The sequence below is a fragment of the Pseudomonas sp. AC247 genome (assembly GCF_979258015.1).
Window position 1 is genome coordinate 3,340,672 of the sequence record NZ_OZ409829.1, and the last position, 23,094, is coordinate 3,363,765.

23 protein-coding genes and 1 pseudogene are annotated in these 23,094 nt (G+C 51.2%); 16 read left to right on the forward strand and 8 right to left on the reverse strand.

The genetic code is table 11. The features are described 5' to 3' along the window. Window positions 1–364: 364 nt before the first annotated feature. From ACZZ0B_RS15125 to ACZZ0B_RS15195, 15 genes and pseudogenes are all read left to right on the forward strand, one after another. The gene (locus ACZZ0B_RS15125) at window positions 365–958 is read left to right on the forward strand and encodes a permease (protein ID WP_463545636.1); all 594 of its coding nucleotides are present in this window, start codon (window positions 365–367) and stop codon (window positions 956–958) included. Window positions 959–1,072: 114 nt separating this feature from the next. Next, window positions 1,073–1,231: pseudogene (locus ACZZ0B_RS15130) on the forward strand (hypothetical protein); the annotation flags it as partial. 379 nt (window positions 1,232–1,610) lie between these two features. Then, window positions 1,611–2,507, forward strand: a complete 897-nt coding sequence (locus tag ACZZ0B_RS15135) for a hypothetical protein (RefSeq protein WP_463545637.1) — start codon at window positions 1,611–1,613, stop codon at window positions 2,505–2,507. A gap of 9 nt (window positions 2,508–2,516) precedes the next feature. Continuing rightward, window positions 2,517–3,185, forward strand: coding sequence for a hypothetical protein (locus tag ACZZ0B_RS15140; RefSeq protein WP_463545638.1), 669 nt, complete (start codon window positions 2,517–2,519; stop codon window positions 3,183–3,185). 2 nt (window positions 3,186–3,187) lie between these two features. Then, window positions 3,188–4,249: a hypothetical protein gene (locus ACZZ0B_RS15145; protein WP_463545639.1), complete on the forward strand. Its 1,062-nt coding sequence runs from the start codon at window positions 3,188–3,190 to the stop codon at window positions 4,247–4,249. A 604-nt stretch (window positions 4,250–4,853) separates the two neighbouring features. Continuing rightward, a complete protein-coding gene (locus ACZZ0B_RS15150; RefSeq protein WP_463545640.1) occupies window positions 4,854–5,921 on the forward strand; it encodes a hypothetical protein in 1,068 nt (355 codons plus the stop codon). Between the two features lie 86 nt (window positions 5,922–6,007). Further along, on the forward strand, window positions 6,008–6,760 hold the full coding sequence (locus tag ACZZ0B_RS15155) for a hypothetical protein (RefSeq protein WP_463545641.1): 753 nt from the start codon (window positions 6,008–6,010) through the stop codon (window positions 6,758–6,760). A gap of 159 nt (window positions 6,761–6,919) precedes the next feature. Then, window positions 6,920–7,837 (forward strand): hypothetical protein, encoded by a 918-nt coding sequence (locus tag ACZZ0B_RS15160; RefSeq protein ID WP_463545642.1) that lies wholly within the window; start codon window positions 6,920–6,922, stop codon window positions 7,835–7,837. Between the two features lie 293 nt (window positions 7,838–8,130). Beyond that, window positions 8,131–8,808 carry a permease gene (locus tag ACZZ0B_RS15165; RefSeq protein WP_463545643.1) on the forward strand — a complete coding sequence of 226 codons (678 nt, stop codon included), beginning with the start codon at window positions 8,131–8,133 and terminating at the stop codon, window positions 8,806–8,808. Between the two features lie 367 nt (window positions 8,809–9,175). Further along, window positions 9,176–9,931: a hypothetical protein gene (locus ACZZ0B_RS15170; RefSeq protein ID WP_463545644.1), complete on the forward strand. Its 756-nt coding sequence runs from the start codon at window positions 9,176–9,178 to the stop codon at window positions 9,929–9,931. Window positions 9,932–10,192: 261 nt separating this feature from the next. Beyond that, on the forward strand, window positions 10,193–11,506 hold the full coding sequence (locus ACZZ0B_RS15175) for a hypothetical protein (protein ID WP_463545645.1): 1,314 nt from the start codon (window positions 10,193–10,195) through the stop codon (window positions 11,504–11,506). A gap of 184 nt (window positions 11,507–11,690) precedes the next feature. Further along, window positions 11,691–12,020, forward strand: a complete 330-nt coding sequence (locus ACZZ0B_RS15180; RefSeq protein ID WP_463545646.1) for a hypothetical protein — start codon at window positions 11,691–11,693, stop codon at window positions 12,018–12,020. Then, window positions 12,017–12,280, forward strand: a complete 264-nt coding sequence (locus tag ACZZ0B_RS15185) for a hypothetical protein (RefSeq protein ID WP_463545647.1) — start codon at window positions 12,017–12,019, stop codon at window positions 12,278–12,280. The genes ACZZ0B_RS15180 and ACZZ0B_RS15185 overlap by 4 nt, the downstream gene beginning before the upstream one ends. A 23-nt stretch (window positions 12,281–12,303) precedes the next feature. Further along, window positions 12,304–12,774, forward strand: coding sequence for a hypothetical protein (locus ACZZ0B_RS15190; RefSeq protein ID WP_463545648.1), 471 nt, complete (start codon window positions 12,304–12,306; stop codon window positions 12,772–12,774). A 30-nt stretch (window positions 12,775–12,804) separates the two neighbouring features. Beyond that, window positions 12,805–13,302 (forward strand): hypothetical protein, encoded by a 498-nt coding sequence (locus tag ACZZ0B_RS15195; protein ID WP_440096594.1) that lies wholly within the window; start codon window positions 12,805–12,807, stop codon window positions 13,300–13,302. Between the two features lie 15 nt (window positions 13,303–13,317). On the opposite strand, the gene ACZZ0B_RS15200 is transcribed toward ACZZ0B_RS15195, so the two are convergent. After that, window positions 13,318–14,130, reverse strand: coding sequence for a VanW family protein (locus tag ACZZ0B_RS15200; RefSeq protein WP_463545649.1), 813 nt, complete (start codon window positions 14,128–14,130; stop codon window positions 13,318–13,320). A gap of 223 nt (window positions 14,131–14,353) precedes the next feature. On the opposite strand from ACZZ0B_RS15200, the gene ACZZ0B_RS15205 reads away from it, so the two are divergent. Further along, entirely contained in the window at window positions 14,354–15,181 is an 828-nt protein-coding gene (locus ACZZ0B_RS15205; protein WP_463545650.1) for a glycosyltransferase family 2 protein, read from the forward strand. A 334-nt stretch (window positions 15,182–15,515) separates the two neighbouring features. Here ACZZ0B_RS15205 and ACZZ0B_RS15210 read toward each other — a convergent pair whose 3' ends face one another. The 7 genes from ACZZ0B_RS15210 to ACZZ0B_RS15240 all read right to left on the reverse strand — a co-directional run bounded on the left by ACZZ0B_RS15210 (window position 15,516) and on the right by ACZZ0B_RS15240 (window position 22,951). Further along, window positions 15,516–16,100: a hypothetical protein gene (locus tag ACZZ0B_RS15210; protein ID WP_463545651.1), complete on the reverse strand. Its 585-nt coding sequence runs from the start codon at window positions 16,098–16,100 to the stop codon at window positions 15,516–15,518. An 84-nt stretch (window positions 16,101–16,184) separates the two neighbouring features. Continuing rightward, a complete protein-coding gene (locus ACZZ0B_RS15215) occupies window positions 16,185–16,367 on the reverse strand; it encodes a hypothetical protein (RefSeq protein ID WP_440096590.1) in 183 nt (60 codons plus the stop codon). Between the two features lie 10 nt (window positions 16,368–16,377). Next, entirely contained in the window at window positions 16,378–16,620 is a 243-nt protein-coding gene (locus ACZZ0B_RS15220) for a hypothetical protein (protein ID WP_008084199.1), read from the reverse strand. A 201-nt stretch (window positions 16,621–16,821) separates the two neighbouring features. Next, entirely contained in the window at window positions 16,822–17,889 is a 1,068-nt protein-coding gene (locus tag ACZZ0B_RS15225; protein WP_463545652.1) for a lipocalin-like domain-containing protein, read from the reverse strand. Then, window positions 17,879–20,350, reverse strand: a complete 2,472-nt coding sequence (locus ACZZ0B_RS15230) for an ABC transporter permease (protein ID WP_463545653.1) — start codon at window positions 20,348–20,350, stop codon at window positions 17,879–17,881. Before ACZZ0B_RS15230 ends, ACZZ0B_RS15225 begins: the two co-directional genes overlap by 11 nt. Next, window positions 20,347–21,000: an ABC transporter ATP-binding protein gene (locus ACZZ0B_RS15235; RefSeq protein WP_045123215.1), complete on the reverse strand. Its 654-nt coding sequence runs from the start codon at window positions 20,998–21,000 to the stop codon at window positions 20,347–20,349. Before ACZZ0B_RS15235 ends, ACZZ0B_RS15230 begins: the two co-directional genes overlap by 4 nt. Window positions 21,001–21,253: 253 nt before the next feature. Further along, on the reverse strand, window positions 21,254–22,951 hold the full coding sequence (locus tag ACZZ0B_RS15240) for a sulfatase-like hydrolase/transferase (protein WP_463545654.1): 1,698 nt from the start codon (window positions 22,949–22,951) through the stop codon (window positions 21,254–21,256). Window positions 22,952–23,094: the final 143 nt, after the last annotated feature.

The following is a 23,094-nucleotide window of genomic DNA, read 5'->3' on the forward strand; positions in this document are numbered from 1 at the left end:
CTCTCACTGTTGACGCTCAAAATATTGAATTCCAGATCTGGTACCCTACTGAAACTCTTGCTTCTGGTGAAGGCGATAGAGGCTACCGCTACTAATTGGAGCTTACAGATGATGGAGTAGACGACCAGAAAGACGCACGCTTAAACCCTTTAGACAAGAGCAACTTAGCCGTGCAGAAACTCGGAGGACGCGACAATGCAACCGTACTCCCATTCTTAATTAATGAAAATTTCCTGCTATGAAAAATGAAAATACGGATAAAGCCAAAGAATTTTCGAACGAAGAAAGGTCGACGCATGCAAAACTACTAATGACGTGGACAATAAAGGCGCTACCTCGAGACACAGTGCATATGGACATAGGTATGGCAATCTTAACTCTAATAGGGCTAACGGCGATCACGAATGGATTTTACGAAACCTACGTTATTCTTTTGCCCGAACCAGAGCGATCTGTATTCCTAAGCCTTCACGCTGGAATCGTATGGACCCTGATGTGCGTTTATTTGTGGACACTCGTTGTCCGGCAAAAAAAAATCTATACTTATACAATTAGCGATGTATCAGGGATAGAAGAATCAAGACTTAACTTTCCGAAAGCTGCCGCCACAATATTCAAAGTTATTTCAGCATTATTCCTAGCATCCATTATCGGCATCATCGCATATGACCCGGCATTATTTATCATACTCGCCGGCCCTGCTGGCATGGCAATAATAGCAGCCAAATTTTTTCTAAGCTGGGACAACACGCCCCATATTGAAAAATCATCCAACTGGGGCGATTATAAATTTGTCACCATTGATAGAAAAAGAAATCTCATCGTAGCCCAAGAATCAGAATTAATGGTCGGCTTTGAAGTTAGACCAACAAAAGAATTATTCGAAAACTATATAGAAACACTTCGTAAAATACTCCCACAAAATGCAGTCTTCACAGAGCGCGACTGGATATGGTAATTAAAGATTCTAATCCTAGAATTTCAGTTTCACATTCCAGAAAACAGTTAGAGGACAAATAATTACAAACACTTAATCTTATAAACTAACATACTATTAAAAAGAACTGAAAATCTGCTCACCGAAGTCCACCACGAAGGCAAACAGCCGCAAGTGCTTGAAGAGTCGGTGACCAGCGACACCACCGCACTCAAAGACGATTTCCACCAAGGCTACCGCAACCGCTTCAAGGCCACGCCGTGGGACGTGCCCAACCGCCCGCCCCTGCGCCACGCAAGTACAATAAGAAAATCGTGAAGGTGCGCTAGCTTTAGTAATTCAGGAGTGAATCGTTGTTTAAAAAACAGGAAACCCCACAGAATCCGAACCTTCATAAAAATGACGACCTCATCTCTTCAGAGAATATCAGCAGCGCTCTCTCGGCATCTGCGACACGCTTCAATCGGCGGTTGAAAGTGCGCTCGCCGCCACCCTGCCGCCGCGGGAGGCATTCAATCAGGCGTCAGCCGATGCCGATGCCGATGCCGATGCAAGTAATGATGCCCGAAACCGGGCAAATGATCGGATGCGAAGGACACGTGATCGACTCGCGGAACGCGCGCGCCCCGTCAATGTGAAACTACACGCACGAGGAGTGGAGCAGCTTCGCAGCATGATGCCGAACACATTCGGCCCCGCCTATTTCATGCGTCGAGGAGCCGTCACACAAAACTATTATCTCTTTGGTCTGGAAGATCTTCCCACCCGCGAATCTGTACCCGTCACGTACTACGGAGAGTTTCTGGATAATAGAGGGAAACTTTTAGGCAGCACAGATCGAACGCGTCTGCCTGAAGCCGGCGTCGTAAGCTCCGAACATTTGGTGCTGGCAATCCCGCGCAATCATAGTACTGCGCAGTTAGTCAGAAACATGAACCAGCAACTTACGGCTGCCCAACTTTCCAATGCGACATCCGATGCAGCGAATGCACGAGTCGTACAGACCGGATCCGCTCTCACTGAAGCAGTGGATCAACACAGAACTCGCAATAGCGCCCCCACATTCCGAATTTTAAATTCACGCCCGTTCTCAATAGCAGTACCGATGCTTGAAATGTGGAATGTGAATGCAGAGTTGCAAGTAAGGGAAGCCGCAAGCAGAGAGAAAAATAAAAACCGAGTCCGATTGGGGGTTTTGGCTGCTGGAATAGACCTGATAATTGCGATGGAGTCATTGACTGTAAAACTGTTGGGGACCCAATCCGCGCTCGCTTTAGCTCGAAAACAGATTTACGACTTGGCGGACAGCAATGTAAAAAGGTGGATCGGTAAAGCCCTGACTGAACGACTAACACAAAAAATCACGGCTCGATTGATCACTCAATCATTCTCAGGAATCATTTTTGCTGGCATAAGCCTTTACGATGCCTGGTATGCTTGGCAATGGAATGACAACGCGATGTATGGATACTTGCTGATGGCTGGCGGTGCTGCATCTGGTGTAGTTGCCGGAATGGCAACGGGTGCGGCGAGTGCTGGTCCGGTGCTCGGGCTGACCCCTTTGGGTTAGCTGGCACTCTTGCTCATCGGCACTGGAGCAGGTTTAGTACTTTGGCTCAGTAGCACTCCACTGGAGGATTGGCTCCTGAACGGCCCTTTTGCATCGGAGGGTGAGGACAACGCTAAGCATCTTAAAGATTCGCAGGAAGCTTTTTATAGATTGATCGGGTTGCTTTCCGGCATCGGAATTTCGGTGAAACAAAACACGCTTTTTGATCCCAACGCAAAACTGGACATACATTCGGAAAACCCTTTTGAAGTCCGGAGCGACAACACACTGATTCGTATCGAAAGCAGACTGCCCGGGCTTATTGGAAGCATAGGCAGTATTGGAATTCAGGCCGAGTGTCGAATGCGTGAAGTGGTGACTACTAATTTTCGTGGTTCGCCATTATCAACTCAGAAAAGCGTTTCTGGCAGCCATCCTATTTATAAAGCACAGCGTATATACATGGATGCGCTGGAGCTGTACGTTGATACTCCAAAAATGATCATCACACCCAAAAAATCAACAGGATTCGAATGGGTTGTACGTGCGCAGTTCGTTTTAAAAAGCAAGTCTGAAACACGTTACTTTCCAGCACCCGGTGTAAAAGACCCTACTCGTTTTAACGCAGCGTATGCTAAGGCAGACTTTAACAAAACCAACCGCCCGTTCTGGGCCGACGAACAGACGAACAAGGCCTGAGCATGTCAAAAGACGCTGAATTGCAGCTTTACTACTCTAAAGACGCTTATCGGGCTGACCGTCTACCCGTGCAAGCAGATTCAACGAAGCGAAGCCCCCTTCACAAACTTACCGGCACGCGCTTGCCTTGGGGTCACACACAAGATGTGGTTCCAAAAAACATAATGGAAGATCCAAAACCTGAGAATATGCGCTTTTGGGAGCAATGGGAAAAAGAAAAGGCAGAGATGAAAACAAATGGGAAATACGTGCCACGCCCATTCGAAGACGTGGAACTGCACTGTAAGTATGATCATGAACATTTCCGATTCGCTCAATTTCCCTTTCGATCTCAGCTCTGGCTCTTCCTTAGAACTTTCTGCAAGTGGGGATTGATCATTCTCCTCCCACTTTGTTTTCTGATTGACTGGCTATTCGAAATGGATTCATCTGCATTCGATATAGGGGAAATTATAAAAAACTCCATCACCCTACTCGTTATAAAAATACTACTCCCAGCCTGGTTAATTAGTAGCGTTATTGTAAATTACTTTCCGAAAGTCTGGTTTCGACCTCCAAAAGGGCCGCTATGGGAGTTGAATCGTGTTACAGGACAGGTGACTATTTTCAATAGTGCGCGTACGAATATAAAAAGTGAAACCGCTGACATGGTTGCACCATTTCACGAATTCGATGCCTATATCGTAACTTCACCCGATCGCCAAGGACTGCCCACGAATGGATTACAACTTGCTCATCGCTATAGTGATGCCACCATTAATCTAAGCGCCCTGATAACCCCTGACAATACGACACAAAGACCCTGTGCACTCTGGGATTTCTTGCAAAACTTTATGGACACCCAACGCCCACTACCTGAAATCCCGCTGTATGAGCCCTACCGAAATCTGGATCCAACCACTTCTGAATATGATGAAAAAAACGGACGACCAACGCGCTATTGGATCGACATGGACAACGATACATTTAAAGCAAAGGTTAAGGAAATGCTAGAAAAAATCGACGCCATAGATACCTTTGATCGCCCGAACCTTATGGCAAAAGCAGTAAAATACATTGATTAAACGGTGTTTAGATGGGGAACGGTCTTGGACGATGGTGAAAGATCCTTCTCCTTGAAAACGTTATCATCATTTCCACATAGCGAAAACGCTGCATCAGAGGATCTAGAACCGATATCTGCGTTTCAGAAGCTTCATAAATTCACAAAAAAAAATTATAAGCTCATCTGAAGCGTATCCGTCCGGCCAAGTCATTTATCCAACTCCGCAAAGCCAAGGCATGGTATGCACACAAATTTAAGCGAGCACCAACTCAAGAATTTCAGCGGGTATTTCTTACAATCAACACGCTGCTCCGCATACTGCAAATAGCAGTTCGTGGAATAACTACAACTTCGCCACCTTCAACCAAGAAAGACTGATGGTAATTACTTACTGCACCAATCAAACGGTATGATTCGAAGCTCGCTCCAGACAACCAGTTTTTTGAAAAACACCTAAACACATTGAAGACGCTGCTTCCCGAAACCGCCATATATACACAAAAAAAGGGCATAATTATGCTAATCACTAACATTCCACACCAGACTTATCATCAAAACATGGAGAGCTGCCTACAACGTAAAAAACAAAGTGGACGAACCAATGAGCTGATTAAGGCTACGTAATGTCTCACCTTCGCGAATCTCACTCTTACTATTCGAGCAAAGCGTATGCCTCAAATCAGTATTTGGTACAACCCGAAGCATCAAAACGCAGTTTCATTCATAAATTTTCAGGAACGCGATTGCCTTGGGGAAACACACAAGACGTGATGCCTGAGCGGGTATTAACAGAACTTACGCCTGAAAGCATGCGTTACTGGGAAGACTGGGAAAAAGAAAAAAAAGAAATGAATGAGAATGGCACTTATATATCACGACCACTTGAAGGAATGGAACTGCATTATAAGCATGACCATGAGATGATCCGCCATGCCCAACTGCCGTTTCGTTCACAGTTTTGGTTGTCTCTTAAGACTTGGGGAAAGTGGATAACCATTATGCTGACCCCTATAGCATTGCTTGCTCATCTGACAATAATGCCTGCTTCAGAAAAAACACCATGGGATTTCAAAAGTAATTTATTGATAAATTTTTACTCATGGCTCATTGGTATTCCACTACTTTGTTGGATCGTAGGCTACATCATCATCCAAAACTTTCCAAAATTTTGGTTTAGACCTCCTATTGGACCTCTGTGGGAAATAAACCGGCGTACAGGGTTCATAACAAAATTCGATTACACAGATTTTAAAGACCAAAGAAAAGCCAAAGAAATCAAAACACCTTTTTATGAGTTTGATGCATATATCATTACCAATCCAGATCGCCAAGGCCTACCAATGAACGGGCTTTCTCTAGCTCATCGGTATAGCAATATCGCTATTAGTTTTAACGACCTGATAGCCCCAGACAATACTACTCAGCAACCTTGCGCCTTATGGGATTTCCTACAGAACTTCATGGACATCAGCCGACCATTGCCAGAGATTCCCGCACACGAACCCTATCGCCACTTGGATCCCGTTACAGCCTCCCACGATTTGAAAAATGGTCGAAACGCACGTTACTGGATTGATATGGAAAACGACACATTCAATATCAAAGTCAAACAAATGCGTGCCCGCATAGATAACATCGACACGTTCAACCGCCCAAATCTTATGGCAATGCATGTGAATTATTCCGACTGAGGCACCAGCATTAACAGCACCTAACATTGTGTTAAGTAAAAAAGCACCATATTTTTGAAATTAGCTGTGCCTAACGGAATAGCAAAATGATTCATACAATATTCAATTTCAACAAAGCACCTGATTTACCGCCGCAAGTCCAATGGAAATACTTTGCAGAACCAAAGTTTTTGGAGTGGACCATTCGCGCACGAAACTACAACACATTCGTGGCTGATTGCATGCTTGCTTTTATGGCTGCAATCACGCTCGGCGGCTCTTTCATTATGTATTCTGTCTATGAAGGGATGAGCCAGCCATGGCGAACCTTATCGTGTGTATTTTTCTTTTTTTTCATATTATTTACAATTTCGTGCATGACCCACCAGCGGGTAAGTTTTGCTTATCGTTTTACCAAGTCTGGAATTGAGTATTGCGAATGGAAATCCCCCGCCAAATGGACATTAACTTTCGTTAAGTGGTTCGCCGGTGCGGCTGCGATTATTTTCATTTTTTTGGCAACGATTGATCCAGTTTTTTTGATAGGAGCGATGGTAGGCCCTGGAGGCATGGGATTGATGTATCTATCGATGGTAAACTCTAAAGACTATCAAAACTTGCACACCGAGTATCACCACCATTTCTTACAATGGAAAGAACTAGAAAAACTAATAATATCTACAAACAGAAACATGGTAGAACTTGAGTATGGCGTACCACAAAAAAACTCCAAGCACCTAGCACTAGGAAGCCTCTATGTTTTTTTTGACTCGCAACGAGAAGAAGCGACTGATATTATTAAATCCAATTTACCCCTCGACGCCACTTGCACAACGGAGAAAATCGATGTCTTAAATTAGAGCACAAATGGTCAAAACCACTGCCACGCGAGCAATGGGCCAAGTGCTCCCCTAAACTGGAAGAAGCCACCGCAAAGCGTGAAGCCGAATTAGCCGCCCAGAGAGATCAAGCATTAGCTTGATGTTGAGTAGCGGGATTTATAAAGCCAAGGAAAGCAGATGATTACGCCACCGGCAGGCACCACAAAAAAAAGGTTGTTTTCACGTAAAGATTATTTAGCGCCGCTACCCATCCCAACCGGTGAAAAACCCTTTGATGTGCTTAACACCATCTGGCGTAAAAACGACGTTTTTCTCGACATCGGCAACTACAGCATCGGTTCTGCGGTGATGGTGCTATGGCCGATGGTGGTGGTATTAGCGCTGATGGCGTACATCACCCCCAAGCCTGCAATGATCTTGATTGTAGGGGCAATCATAATTGGAGTACCCGCACTCTTTATTGTTCAGGGCCTGCTCCGCGATGTCCCCTTGCCCGTGCGCTTCAATCGGCAACGTCGTGAAGTATGTGTGCCTCGAGAGAATGGCGAATATTGGCTGGTGCCTTGGGAAAGCGTCACGGCGGCAGCGACGCAACATTCCTCGGTGAGCCAGGCGGGTAAAGCCACCATGGGCTTGTTGATCATTGGTTTTGAAAACCCAGACCCGCAGGCCAAAGAGGACAACAAACATTTTTCATTCGGTTTCAACTGCGGCGGCGGTTCCACAGCAATGGCGTTGTGGGAGTGCACACGCAGCTACATGGAAGTAGGACCGGACGCCGTACCCAATAGCCGGGTAGGTTTCACGCCCTACGAAAAAACGCAAATCGGCTCGCTCATGATCGACCTGCGTCAGGGCGATCTGATAGGTGTTATATGGGGGGTATTCTGCATCACGATTTTGGGAACCTATTTCGCTGAAAAGTTGCAGAACTTGAAATTGTCTTCCCCACCAGACCTGCTCTACCCCGACATTATCGAAAGGTCAAAACCACTGCCGCCAGAGCAATGGGCAAAGCGTTCCCCAGAACTGGAAGAAGCCATCGCCAAGCGCGAAGCCGAATTAGCCGCACAAACGGCTCAAGCATTAGCTTGATGATGAGTAGCTGTATAATCCAGGGCCACGCATGAGCACACCACCGACAGGCACAACGCAAAACGGGCTGTTTTCGCGCAATGACTATTTGGCGCCGCTGCCCCTCCTTACAGGTCACAAACCCTCGGATGTGCTGAACACCATTTGGTAGAAGAACGACGTATTTCTAGATGTCGGGAACTACACCGTAGGATCCACGGTAACTGTTTCACGCCAACACATATAAGTGGAACGATTAAGGAGACTCACTTCCCCCAATTACGTAACAGCTCTAATCTATTAAAGAGATCTACATGCAAAATCAGCTAATGATGCAAAATGAAAGTACGCCCCTTATGTGTTGGACAACCAAAGCAATCACTGCGTCGCCCAGAAAAATCAGGCAGGCCGAACTTCAAATTATCGTAGGGTTCTCTCTGATTTTTTTATATGCAGCTTGGTTAGCATTCGTAAAAATTGATAATAGCATAAGGTTGGCAGCAACTACTGGAGCAGCACTGATTGTATTTGCGACTTATATTATAATGGTGATCGTACGACAAAAGACCGTATATACATATACGATAAACTCTGAAAACGGACGAGCAGATTACTATCTCCACTACCCTGACTTCGCAGGCACTTTGTTTAAGAGCATCGCGGCGCTAGCGACTTTATCCTTCATTGGAACGGCAATCTATACTGGTTCTTTCTTATTTTTGATAGGCCCAGTTGCGATGGCTTTAGGCTCTGCCAGATTTTTATTATTTTGGAAAAATGAAACGCACACTAGAAATAGCACTTCGTGGAATGAATACAACTTCATCACCATCGATCACGAAAGACTAATGGTGATTACTCACTGCAACGATCAAACAGTAGGATTTGAAGCTCGCTTCCCAGACAAACAACTGCTCGAACAGTACCTAAAAACATTGAAGACGCTACTTCCCGAAACTGCCATATATACACAAAAAAAATGGGAACAATAATTTTAATCCCTAATGCGCAAACCCAAACTTTTTATCAAAGCATGGAGCCCGGAATTTACAACAAAACAAACAACGTGAACAAGCCACGTAGTCTGATTCAGCTACAACTGAAGAGAACATATTTAAACCTGAAATCCGCTTGCTCAACCAGTATAAAAGCTCCGTTATCCAGTTACCCCTGGGACATTTCAGCAAAACGGTGGAGGCGCCTACGTTCAGGATAGCTTTGGAGTGGGCCACTTTTGAATTAAACCAAATCTGGAAAGTTCAGTGGGGGAGTTAAATCAGAATGAAGACACGAGTTCAATCTCGAAACACGCCCAGTCTATACAGCTGTCGATCCCACTATCCACCTACAGGCGGAATTATGCTAAATTTGAATAAACCACCCTCCCTACCACTACAACTTCATTGGAAGCACGCCGACAAACCGGAGCTACTTGGGTGGACAATCCGAGCACGCAACTACAACACATTTGTTGCAAACTGTATGTTTTTATTTATGGCTGTAATAATCCTGTGTGCAACCCTATTTATGTATTCTGTCTATGAGGGAATGGAACAACCTTGGCGCACTCTATCCTGCGTGTTTTTTTTCGCATTTATGCTGTTCACAATCTCCTGCATGACTCATCAAAAAATGAACTTCGCCTATCGCTTCACACATGCCGGTATAGAGTACTGCGAGTGGAAAAATCCTTCAAAATGGCCGCTAACGATTTTGAAATGGTTAACTGGAATCACGGCCATAATCTTTATGGGCTTGGCAATTACTGACCCCGAATTTTTGATAGGTACGCTAATTGGACCGGGAAGCATGGCACTAATGTATATTTCGCTTGCCAATTCGAAAAATTATCAGGCCATGCATACTCAATATCATCATCTAGAGTTTGAATGGAAGGACTTCACCCAACTGGCGATTGCAACCAATCGAGAGGTTGTGGATCTAAAATTCACAAAGTTTGATGAGCGGCTCAGGCGAATCGTGAAATGGAACCTAAATATTTTTTGCAAAAAACACCAGAAAGGCAACATAGCTAATTTCATCAAGCCACACCTACTTCCTGAAACCCCGTTCATTAAAGCCACGGTAAATGTACCAATGAGCACCACTTCTTAAAGGTGGCTTTAGCACTACCAAATAAAATAGACCTAACCAAAAATATTACATTTGGCTTCACGACTACAATCTCGCCATAAGGTTGTTTTGAGCAGACAACAACAACGAATGAAGAGTAAAGGAAACAGATTTATTACAACCTACATGAAAGATCGAGTACCCATTGCACGTTTGTGCATTACAATGAAGTCATTGTTGTGAAATGGCTATACCATGCAAGCCCTATGACCCAGCATTTACAGTCAGCGCGGAAATATTATCTTGCTCAACGAACATAAACCTGAACAAGTATTTACCGAGAATACATGTGCCCCGTTATTCGCAAATTATTTAAATTCTGCTCCGCTCAACTATGGTCCAGCCTCATACAACAGCGGTGAAATCCCAGTTCAGCCCGGACATTTATGGCAAGAAGATTCTAGTCGATCTGGCATTTTTCGGACGACCCTGAACTGGGGCAACTATGCAAACTTGGACCCTTGGCAAGATGTGGATGCCCAATTGCAACTAGAGCTGCAAAACACTTCGAAGGAAGATAGCAACCCTGACCATTATATCAACCATCAGCGATGGAGATTTGAAACCTCCAATATACTTTTAACACTTCTGCCGCTTCTCAAATGGTGGTCTATAATATTTATCCCATGGATCCTGTGGGGATTCGCAGTAACCGAGGCGCTTTCAAATGTATTCGATAATATCAATGCATCTAAAGGTGTTTATACAACAATGTCTCTAATGCTATTAATAGTAGCAACCACGCTATCATCTATGGCAATAAGCACATGGATGATATGGAGAGATAAGCCAAAGTATAAAAAATATATAATCCTGGTTTCTGTTGGAGTATTTATTGCTACAGCCTCATATATTCTCACCCCTGAAACAGTTTCAGAAAATACTTCACCACTAAAATTAATCATGGCGATGTTGGTAACTGTATTCATGGGGCTAGCTGGGTGGGACTTTGTAATCTCCTTTTACTTACGGCTGCTCCGAGCAGGAGTAAGTGAACTCAATAGAAAAACGGGAATGCTCACCGTCGCTCGCCCCTTTCGCTCAGCCTTCACTGCCCCATTTTATGAATTCGATGCGACCATGGAATTGCGACCAGCCCCACATGGCAACAGCAGCATGGCCGTTTGGTTGCACCACCGCTACAGTTCCTTTGAGATATTTCTTGGAGGCAAGGTCCAATCCTTAGGAATGAGTCGTGAAGAATGCATGGCATTCTGGGATACCTTACAGCGCTACATGGACGTAACTCAGCCATTGCCGGAGTTACCGATCCTTGAACAATTCCGCCATCTAGATCCAACCACTGTGGCTCATGACAAACTTTCCAACCGACCACCACGCCGTTGGCGCGATACTAAATACAAAGTATGGGATCGCACAGAACGACCAGCCATGATGAATAAAAACCTGAATTATCCTTGGCAAACTGAAGCGTGCATTTTGACGGCCAAAATTGACTCCACATTGAGCATCGAAGACTACTATCACTCTCAAGAGAAGAAAGGCATTAAAGCTACTCCTAAAGCAACTGACTACGACAATATCCATAGAGGATAGGCGGGATAGATATGTCTCTTCGAAAACTGGCTGAGCCTGAAATAGCTGCAAGCTTGTTTCAGGGCGAGCCAGGTGTCGAAAATGAGGCCAAATTTATTTATACACTGGATGTAGCACAGCGTGAACGCAGTCGCAGCCACTCAGCCAGCACCGCCCGAAAAAAGCGCCAATCAAGAGTCAAACCATGAACGCCGCCCCCTTCTTCCTGCTCATCGCGCTGACCTTTCCGGTTATGTCCAATGCAGCCAATGCCCACAGACAACTCCCCGCCGACGTCGCCGTTTTCATCAACGACCGAGCCAACTGTGACACGCTTCGCGGCGACATCCCCGAGCCTGATCCGACGGATCCCGACAACCTCGCCCAGGTCATCAGCGCAATCAATCACGCCTGCAAAGGAACCGACCAGCGTCTGAAACAGCTCAAGCAAAAGTATTCAGACGACGATAGCCTGACGAACAGACTGTCAGGCTACGAACCACGTATTGAAGCAATCGAGCGAGGTGACAATTGAAGTTCGACGAAACATTGGTCAACCGGACTGAGCGCTTTACCCTCGGCGTCGAAACCAGCACGGGTCGCCATTACGTTTCCATCCCCGTGAGCAGTCGTCTGGTCGATTATGAGGAATACTACGCAATCAGCGAGAAATCCTACGCCTTGTTTTTGATCGACTCAGCGGCTGCCTTGGCATTTGTCGAGCGCTGCCGGAACAGGCTGGAAGATGAACACCTGATGTTCGCGCCCGGTTCGGACCGTGGCGTCGCCACCTGATAACCACCGCAGGAAATACCCCCGTGACCGACAGTTTTCAAACGGCTTTGGATCAGCATGAGATCCCGGACTTTTTCAAAGGCAGCGGACGCTATTTTGCGCGCGGCTGCGACTGGGGGGATCACCTGCATATCGGCAATTGGCAAGGCCTGTGTGCTGCACTGAAAACGCAGGACACCCCGCAAAATACCCTGACCCGGCTCTTCGAAACATATGTCGTAACCCTGAAGAAAAACTATGTTGACGCGCAGGGACTGCTTTGCAACATCACTGCTTATTACGTCCTCAAAAGCAAAATCACTTTTCTATCGGCGCAAGGCTACGACGTGATTGAGGCCCTTGATGAAACAAGTAAAACAACGGTTGGCGTGCTCTTCCGACTGCTCCGGCAGGTGTACGACAAGGAAAACCAGGACCTGCCGAAGTACTCATTCGCTGAGGAACTGCAAAGGCTGAAGGACAGAGGTTGCACTGTCGATCTGGAAAAGCTTTAACGTCGAATCAAATGAACCAGGGAAGACCCCATGAATAAGCACGTGATCACATTGGCCAATGGCTGGACCGCCACCTTTGAAAACAACGGTGAGTTCCGCATGGGCGCAGAAGGTTGGGGCTTGCACCTGCAAGGGCCTGACGACAGGAGTATTCAGTACTTCGCCGACCAGATCATTGTGGTCAATGACGATGAAGGCACGCAGGCCCAGTCGTGTATTCGGCTCTCAAGTGACGGGGTTTATGGTTATTTGAGCACCGGCATGGATAGCAGCTGGGTGATTGATTTTGCCCGGGTAATGATCGCGCCCCACCGCATGAGTATTCATCACCACCACGACGCATACGATGAGGGTATTTCGCTCTACGAACAGCCTGCTTTCAAACGTGCGCGCCAATACATACAAGTTGTCGGCAAGTTCATTTACCTGACCTTTCCGCTGACCAAAGTTCAGGACTTCCCCGCCGTCTGGAACGAGTACGTATCAATTCGTCGACGCCAACTGGATGAGCTTTACTTCAGAAACTGATCAGGCAAAAACCCTCTATTCGATCAACTCGTCGGCAACCGCGTACTTGACCACTACGCGGTTGCGATAGAGCCGTTCGCGTTTCACCAGCTCACCGACCTGGCCTTTGTTCCTGATCTCTCGCCAGATTTCATTCTCGCGAAACACCCTGCCCGCCTCCCGCACAAACCGGTGCGCCTGCTGAAACACGTGATATCGATAATCGCGCACTTGATCACACAATAATTCGCCTTCCAGTTGCGTCTCGCCCACGTTCAACTTCAGTTGGAAGTGCCGGTCGGTCGGGTTGTGCAGCACCAGATCGATGTAGTTATAGAAAATCGCCGCGCCGGAGCCGAACGGCAGCACGCGCCCCTCATCCGGGAACGGGTCGAAGCTGTGGTTGGAACGCTCGACCACCACCAGCGGCGAGTGAATGGCCATCCAGTGGATCAGGTTGCTCAGCTGACAGATGCCCCCGCCGACGCCACGTCGCGCCTCGCCGAACGACAGCTCCATGCCTTCGACATAGCCACGTTGACGTGTCGGGCGGCCGACCAGGCGGCAGAAGGAGAAGTGTTCGCCGGGGGCAATGGTTACGCCGTCGATGGCAGCAACGGCGAGTTTAAGGTTGATGACCTTGTTGTGTTGCAGGACGAGGTCGGAGTCGCCGAGTTTGCGGATCAGTTTCGAGGTGTGCTTGAGGTAGCGATACGGCAGGCGTTCGGGGGTGGCGGCCGGTCGAGCATAGCGTTTGCTGGAGCAGCGCCAGGCGATCTGGCGGAACAGTCTTTTTTGCCACACGCGTAGCCAGTACAAGGCCGGGTGGTAGAGGGAAAGTGGTTTCATCCGTGACCCAACGGCGACGCCGTTATCATCCTTGAGGCGTTAAAAGGGCGCGCATTCTAGCGTGTAATTCATGAAAAAAGCTGAGGCGTTGACTCGGTCTCATCTCGATACAACGGCGCCGCGCTGCAAAAACGGCAAATTAAGGTTCGCCTAAGGTTGCACCGTTAGCATCCGAGCTCAAGAAAGCACTGTCGCCCCTTTATCCGTGGATGAGTCTTTGCCCATGAGCGCGTTCAATTTACCCGCCCCACTACCGTCGAAGTTCAGTCTTGTGTTGGTCAATTACAAGACCCCGGACCTCACTCGTATGTGTCTGGAGCTGTTGCGTGAGCACGTTCAGGAACAGCGGATTCCAATGTGGGTTGTGGACAATGATTCAGCCGATGAAAGTCTGGATTACTTGCGTTCGCTGGACTGGATCAATCTGATCGAACGGCGCTCACCGGGCAAAGAGCCTGGACACATTGCCCATGGCAAGGCACTGGATCTGGCGCTGGAGAAAGTTGAAAGCGATTATCTGTTTTTGTTGCACACCGACACCTTTGTCTACGACAAGGAAGTCTTCGCAATGATGATGCATGAGTGCACAAAGTCTGCGGATATCGCCGCGGTCGGTTGTGTCGAGCAAATCAATCGCGGCGCATTGAGAGATACCTGGCGCTTAACTTCGCGTTTTTGCAAGCACTATGTTCGTCGCGCAAAACAACAGTTGGGCTTGCGCTCGAAAGAACCAAAACCCTACAGGGAAACTCATCTGAAGAGTTTCTGCACCTTGTGGAATGCTCGATTGATGAAGTCCCAAGGCCTGCACTTCTGCATGGATGATCGCGTGCCGGGTTACACGCTACAGGACCGCATGGCGGCGCGCGGCTATGGCATCAAGTTTCTTTCGCCACGCAAGATATTCCGTTACCTCGACCATATCCAGTCCGGCACCGTGGCGGCGGCAGGCACCTACGGCAAAGAACATCGGCGAACCAAAATGTATCAGGCCACGCTCAAACGTTTTCAGGGGCAACAGGGTAAACCGGCTATACGCACATCAGCCTGATCGGTGGCAATAAAAAACGGCGACTTTTATAAGTCGCCGTTTTTTTATCTGAAATTGTATACATACACCTCCGAAGAGGTGTTCGCCCAGTGTAATGGCCTGGCAATCCATGCACCGGTAAAGAGCCCTGACACTGGGCGAACGGAAGGGATTTTAATGGAAGTTGGCGCTTATGTCGTCAGGCATAATCATGAAATTTATGTACTGAAAAGTTAAAAACTGTGTATCGCCGATATTTCCCGGCAAACTTTCCAGTCTCTTGGTTGAACTCAAATAGTATGATTATTCTCATACAACAAGCTGTACAAGAATAATCATTCTGTAGAGTTAATACTCAGCTCTCATGCTCGCTGGTCACTTTTAATATATCGGTGTAAGTGACGATGACGCTCTGCCCTTCTTTCAAATCCTTGAGTTTCGCCTGAATCTCTGGCCGTTTGACGTCGAGTGTTTTCGATTGCCCCGATGGGTTTTCCAGGGTCACCTGGTTTTTCTTCAAATCAATTTTGGTGATTTTCAGTTGCACCTGAACCTGACGGAACGCTTCGCCGCCGGGATTATCGCTGCCCAGGGCCTTGCGCAACTCACCGCTACGCTCGACTGAGCCAGGCAGACCTTTATCCACATCAGTATCGAGATAAGCGGCGACCGAGCGCTGCACTTCGATATCGACCTTATCGCCGGCCTTCAGATTGCCTAGGTTTTTTGCCTTGTCGCTGAGCTGAACGTGAACCGGCTTACCTTCGGCGCCTTCCAGTACCACCTGATGATTGGCCGCATCGACGGAAATCACTTTGGTGGTGACCTTATCCGCCTCAACCGTGGCGGACAACGGAATATCGGCAGCCAGTGCCGCAAAACTGGTGGTGGACAGTACAGTTGCGAGGGTGATGGCCTTGGCCAGTGCGTTGAGCTTCATAAGCGATACTTTCCCTGTGATGAATGGCAGCGCCAAGCGCCGACGTGTGTTCGGCGCGGGCGTGCCACTGAGCATAGACGCTGTTCAGGGCTTGGCTTTGGTTTGTTGCTTTGCGGTGTCCTGCGCAGTCGATTCGCCGCTGGGGGTGCCTTTGCCGCTGCGCTCGCGCTGTTTTGGATCGGTGGGGCGCAGTGCGTCGTTGTCGCGTTCGGTTTCGCCCGGTGGCCGGGGTTCGTCGGGGTGTTCGCCTTGGGTGATGGGTTTCATGGGGCTGTCCTCAGGCTTGGGGGTCGTCCAGTTCGCGGGCGACGTTTACGGCGGGGGAATCTTTGTGCAAATCATCGGCTTTGGCACGCAGGATCTGCCACTGCTCCAGGTCGATGGCGCCTTGGCCGAGCAGGTCGTCGGCGATGCGTTGCAGGTCGAAGTAGTGGGCGTCGGGGGATTGCTGCCAGTAAGTCTCATCCTCGAACAGACGCTGCCAGGTGTTCACATCCGGGGCTTGCAGGTCGTCGCTCATGGCCAATCCTCCATAGGTTTCCCTGTAGAGGAGCGCACACTCCACCAAGTTCAACCGAACCCTGTAGGAGTTGCCGAAGCTGCGATCTTTTGATGTTGCCCTGCAAAAAACAAGATCAAAAGATCGCAGCCTTCGGCAGCTCCTACATGGGTTTGTAGGTTCAATCAGTAGGCATATCCTGGGGTCTGTATGTGGGGTCGATCAGTAGCCGGTCATTTCCAGATAGCCTCGGCCCGGATGGCTGCCGCTGATGCGCACCGGGCCTTCCCAGTAGGGGATGCGCAGGTTCATCCAGGCATTCGGATTGAGGGCATCGAGTGAGATGTCGAGGTGTTTGTCGGGGATGCGGATCGCCCAGCGTATCGGTATTTTGCGGCCGGCCACTTCGGCGGTGTCTTGCGGGGCGAGCGTGATCTGCTCGCTGCGCAGGGTTTGCGTCTGGCCGTCGGCGGCGATCCAGGTGCCGGTCAGGTACGGTGCGCCGTCCTTCTGTCGAGTGCGGAAAAGCATGACTTTTTCACCGTTGTCCAGGTGCAGGGAGAGCCAGTCCCAGCCAGTCTGATTGGCGCTCAGCGGTTGGCTGCTCCATTCGCGATCGAGCCACGCCGGGCCGATGACGCTGTAAGTCTGGCCGTCGATCTGCAAGGTGCCGCTGGCCTGGAAAAACGGCTGACTGTAGTAATACGAGGCCTGCCCTTCTGCGGATTTGCGGCTGAAACCCTGGTCCCCCTGCAACACCAGCGGACGGCTGGAAGTGAGGTGCAGTTGATAGGCGAAATTCTTATCGCGAGCGCTGAGTTGCAGGTCATTCAAAGGATCGGCGGCCTGACTGGCAAACCGCCAATCATCGATCCACGCCTCGAACGGCGCCACCCGCACGCCCGCCTGCCCGACGCCGCCCCGCGCATAACGCTCGGCGGCATGATGAACAGCGGCGGACGTTACCGCCGCATGCCCCAGCCAGATCGTCTGATTGCCCCACCCCGCTTGCTCGGGCAGCGCTTTCAAAGGGCTGCGAAACAATGTCCACTGCACACCGAATTCGCGGCCCTGCTGATCCTTGAGATTGGCCGTGACGTACCACCATTCGATGCGAAAGCCGTCATGCGCGCCGTGATCCGCCGGAAAGCTGAACACCCGCCCCGGCACCACCGCAGTGAACGCCGCCGCCTCATCGCCCATACCGGCAAAGCCCTTCTGTTCGGGCGCGGGTTGATCGCAGCCGCCGAGCAGCAGCACCAGCATCAGCACCGCGCGGTTAATCCTCATGGGCAAACGTCCTCAACAAATCCGCCGGCTGCGTGCGGTACAGCGAATACAACGGCCAGGCCGAAGCCAATAACGTCGCCAGCAACGCCAACCCCATCAATTGCAGCAATTGCCAAGGGAACACCCGCAACGGCAGGCGCCAGCCAAACGCCTGCACATTGATCACCGCGTCCAGACACCACGCCAGGGCAATCCCCAAAGGCAACGCCAACACCAGCGTCAACACCGCCAGCAGCCAGGTTTGCCCGAGGTTGAGCAGCATCAGTTGCCGCCGCGTGACGCCCAACGCCCACAAGGGCGCGAGCTGCCCCAGGCGGCTCTGACTTTGCGTCAGCAGGCTGATAAACAACGCCACGCCCGCGACCGCCAGGGTCAGACTGTTCAATGCGGCCGTTGCTGCGAAGGTGCGTTCGAACACCTGAACCGACCAGCCCTTGAGCCGCGCCTGATCGACGATACGGCTGTCATCGAGCTGGAAGCGCGCTTGCAACGTACTCAGCAGCGTCGCGATATTCTGCGGTTCAATGCGCAGGTTGAATCGGTTCGGCGTCAGCTGCGGCCAGCCGCGCAACAGGTGATTGACGTTGACCAGCAGGTGTCCCTTGGGATTGCCGTAATCGGCGTAGATGCCGACGATGCGCGGCGACCACGTTCCATTCGGCGTGGGAATCGCCAGGTGTTCACCGGCGTGCAATTTCAGGCGTCGGGCGAGTTGTTCGCTGAGCATTACCGCATCATCCGTCGCCAGGTGCCCCCACGGATCGCCGCCGCTGGCATCGAGCAACGGCCAGTGTTCGCGATAATGCGGGTGATCGATCACGCCGAAGACGTCCGCTGGCCAACCTTGCAACGTCACTGAGACCTGCCAGTTGGGCAGCACCGCAGTGACGTTCGGCTGCTGTCGGAGCCAGCTGTACATTTCGCGAGCCTGCGCAGGATTGCTCGGGTTGATGTAGAGCTCGGCGCTCAAGCGTTGTTCGAGCCAGTCGTTGAAGGTCTGGCGAAAACCGGCGGTCATGCTGCCCGCACCGATATTGGCGGCGAGCGCCAACAACAACGCCATCAGCGCCAGGCTCAATGCCGGCAATTGCTGGCGGCAATCGGCGAGAAACCATTGGCCGAGCACCGAACGGCTGCGACCCAGCAACTGATTCAAGATCGCACTGAGCAACACCGGCAGCGCCAATGCAGCGCCGAGCAGCAATCCGGCCATCAGCACAAAACCGCTGGCCAGGCTGTCGCCCCAGATCAATGCCGCCAAGGCCACCACCAGCAGGACGGCCGCCAGCCAACCCTGACGACGCAACCATCGCGCGTATTGCTGATGCCAGGCTTGCGGGTCGGCCACGGCCAGCAACGGTAGACGCGCCGCACGCAGCAGGCTGTTGCCGCCCGCGAGCATGGCGCCGAGCAGGCTCAAACCGATGCCGCTGAACCACCACCAAGGGCTCAGGCGCAACTGCCCCGCCACTTCCGCGCCGTACAAACCGCGCAGGCTGGCGGCGACGTCTGGCAACAAGACGCTGGCCAGCCAGTAGCCGCTGACCACGCCGAAAAGTCCGCCGATCAGCGCCAGCACACCCAGCTCGACGATCAGACAACCGATCAACATCCGCGCACTGACACCACAGGCGCGCAACGTACGCAGCAAGCCTCGACGCTGTTCCAGAGCGAGACCGATGGCGGCATGGACGATGAACAGACCAACCAGAAACGAGAGAAATCCCAGGGCATCAAGATTGAGATGGAAGCTCTCGGTCAGGCGCGCCAGATTGTTTTCCTCATCGCTGCTTTTCAGCTGCAACTGACCTTTGAATGAGGACGGCAACTCAGCGTGGAAATCCTTGGGCAACAACAGCCGCGACAGCTGCCCCGGTTGTTCGAGCAGGGTTTGCGCCATGCCGATGTCCACCAGCAACACGCCCGGCGCCATGTCCTTTTGTGCAAGCAGCGGCGGCAGTAAACGTCCGTTGACTGTCTGCGGCGTGGCACCCTCGGCGAGGTTCAGGGCTTGTAGGGTTTCCGGGGAAATCCAAGTGTTACCCGGAGGCGTGAAGAACTCGACGATGCGCTCGATCGGCATGGCTTGCCCGGCCACCGCCGAATCCGTTGGCAGCGACACCGGCTCGATGCCCATCAGTTGCAGCCGCTGGTTTTCGTGACCTTTAAGCGTCAGGCGGCCCTGTAACAGCGGCGACACCGGCCAGCCCTGCCGCCGCAGATCGACAAACCACTGCTGGCTAAACGTCGCCCCGCTTGGCGTGCTCAGGCTGGCCTGCGGTTCGCCACCGATCATCCGACTGGCGCGGGCGTAGCTGTCACGAGCCTGACTGTTCAGCGCTTCGACGCCGGTCAGCAGACTGGTCGCCAGCCACAACCCGGTCAGCACACTGAAAAACTGCACCGGATGGCGCCGCCAATGGCTGAGCAACGCGCGCAGGGTCTGGCGAAAAACCTTCACGTCAGCCGACCTTTGGACAGCACCACGCGCTGCGCCAATTGCGCCGCGACTCGCTGACTGTGGGTGACCATCAACAAGGTCGTCGGCGTGTCATCGAGCAATTCGAGGAGCAGCCGCAGCACTTCATCGCTGGTCGCTTCATCAAGGCTGCCGGTGGGTTCATCAGCCAAAAGCAGTTTTGGTTGCGACGCCAATGCCCGGCCCAACGCGACCCGTTGTTGCTGGCCGCCGGAAAGTTGTTCGGGATAACGCCTGAGCAAATCACCCAAACCCAGGCGCTGCACCAGATGCGCCTGCCAGCGCGGCTCATGGCGCCCGGCCAGACGCGCCTGAAACGCCAGATTGTCCTCGACGCGCAGACTGCCGATCAGGTTGAACTGCTGGAACACCAGACCGATTTCGGTACGCCGCCAGTTCGCCAGTTGCGCCTCGTTCATCTCCTCCAGCCGATGCTCGCCGCTGCGGATGCTGCCGCGATCGACCTTGTCCAGACCGGCCACCAAATGCAGCAACGTGCTTTTGCCGCTGCCTGATTCGCCCATCAGCGCCAGGCTGCTGCCGGCGTCCAGCGTCAGGTCGACGCCTTGCAGCACGGGCAACGGTCCTTGAGGAGTGAGATAACTTTTGAAAACGTTTTCAACGCGAAGCATGCCGCCACCTGATCGGTCAGTGTGGGGCAAGGATAGCGGATGCCGATGACCGCTCGGAATCTTGCGGTGAAATGAACGTTGAGTTTGTTGCAGGTAGGGCATGCGTCCGAAAGTTTGGCGGGATCGGAAGCAAACGCAAAAATTTAATGAACCTCACACCGCCATCGCGAGCAGGCTCACTCCTACCTTTGGAATCCATTCCCCTGTAGGAGTGAGCCTGCTCGCGATGAGGCCTGCGGATTCCCTCCAAAACTCATTGCCCCGCCGCCACACTCGCCGGCGCCTGCGTCGGCGTGACAATGCTGCCCAGATCAATATGCTTCCACTCCGGCTTCGCCCCCAACCGCGCATTAAACCGGTAGTTAAACGTGAATTCATCCGCCGTAGCCACGCTCAGTGGCTTGCCATAAACCGTCTCGATCCCCGCCAGGTCATAGCCCATCAACTGCAGCAGCGTCGGGAAAATGTTGTAGTGACTGGAGCGATCCTTGTTCACGGCCAGTTGCGCTGACCAATCCAGCGTTTTCAGATCGCGGCCCTGAATCACCACCAGCGGCACCAACCCCTCCTCCTCCACCGGATCGCCACCGCAGTGCGTGTTCAACCCCGGATTACCGCGCTCATGCAGATCCTGACCATGGTCAGACGTATAAATCAGCAACGCATTGTTCAGATTGGCCTGGGCAAACACCCGCGCAAAGAACTCGCCGACGTTCCACAATACGGTGTTCTTGTAGGCATTGCGGTACAGCCCCCAATCATCGGGCTGGCCATTGAAACCGGTGCGCTCGCCGGTATCCGCCACCTCGGTGAACTGACCGCGCGGCAAGGTCGGGCGATACGCCATGAACGCATCGGGGTATTTGTCGTGCACCGGAAAATGTGCGCCGATCTTGTTGATCACCACCAACTCCGCTTTGTCGTCGTTGAGCAACTCGATCAGTTTCGCCGCGGCCGCCATGTCGCGATCGCGCACGCTGGTCTGGTCGAATTGCACGAACTCGTCGATGTCGTTCCTTTCGGTGTTGGTCATCAGGTTCTGCAGATTGCCGCCGGTGCGCTGAGCGTCGATGTACACCGTGCGCAGCCCGGCCTTTTTCGCGTACTGCCAGATCGACGGCAGCGTGCTGTTGATGCGCATGTAATCAGCGCGGGTGCCGCCGTAGCGTAGGGTGACGTTGGTGTCGGCGCTGCAATTGGCAATGGACGCGGCGTAGCCGTAATTGAAAATGTCGACGCCTGAGTGCGTCTGTTTGAGATTGCTGTGCACACCGAACGGCGCGTTGATGTCGAGGTAATTGCCGGAGATGCTTTCATCGATGATCAGCACGATGTCATGGCCGACGGGTTGCGAAACGCGCGCCAGCGTTACCGGTTCACGCGGGCCGACGGTGTTGTGCAGCGCCTCATAGGCAAACAGGTTGAGGTAGGCCAGCGGCGTGTACATGATCGGCAAGCCGCGGGCGCCCTCACCCGCACGTAAAAACAGCACCCCGCTCAGCAGCAACACGGCGCACACCGGTGCCGCCACGCGCAACGCATTGGGTATCACCAGCGAATGGCGAGGCTTGAGACCGATACCGAACAGCAGCAACAAACCGTTGAGCACGCCGTGGAGGATCGCATCGCGATACTGATACGCGGCCTCCTGGATGAAGCCACCGGAATACACCAGCGAGACAAAACTGCTGTAGTTCAGGTAATCAGCAGTGACCCGTGTATAGACATCAAAAAACACCGCAGAGGCAAACATTACCAATGCGAATAAATGTCGAACGAGGGTCTGTCGTATATAGGCCGTTAGATATAACGCTAAAGTAAGCGCCAAAAACATCGCGCCAAAAAGAACTACAGAAAAACCGAGGCCGATAGCATTTAACCGCTCAATGTAATATTCGCAATAAAGCAGCAGATAAATAACTAAAAGCAGTTCTTTGAGGTATCGAAACATGGCTTTTCCGGTCGCGCGAGACGGCAAAGGGTCAAGGTTTTGTCGGTCAAAATCTGACACTAGCACCCGGCCATCAAAGCGCAAGAAATGGCTGACTTTTCGATAAAGCGTCAAAAAAACGTTGACTCAAATCTGACACACTC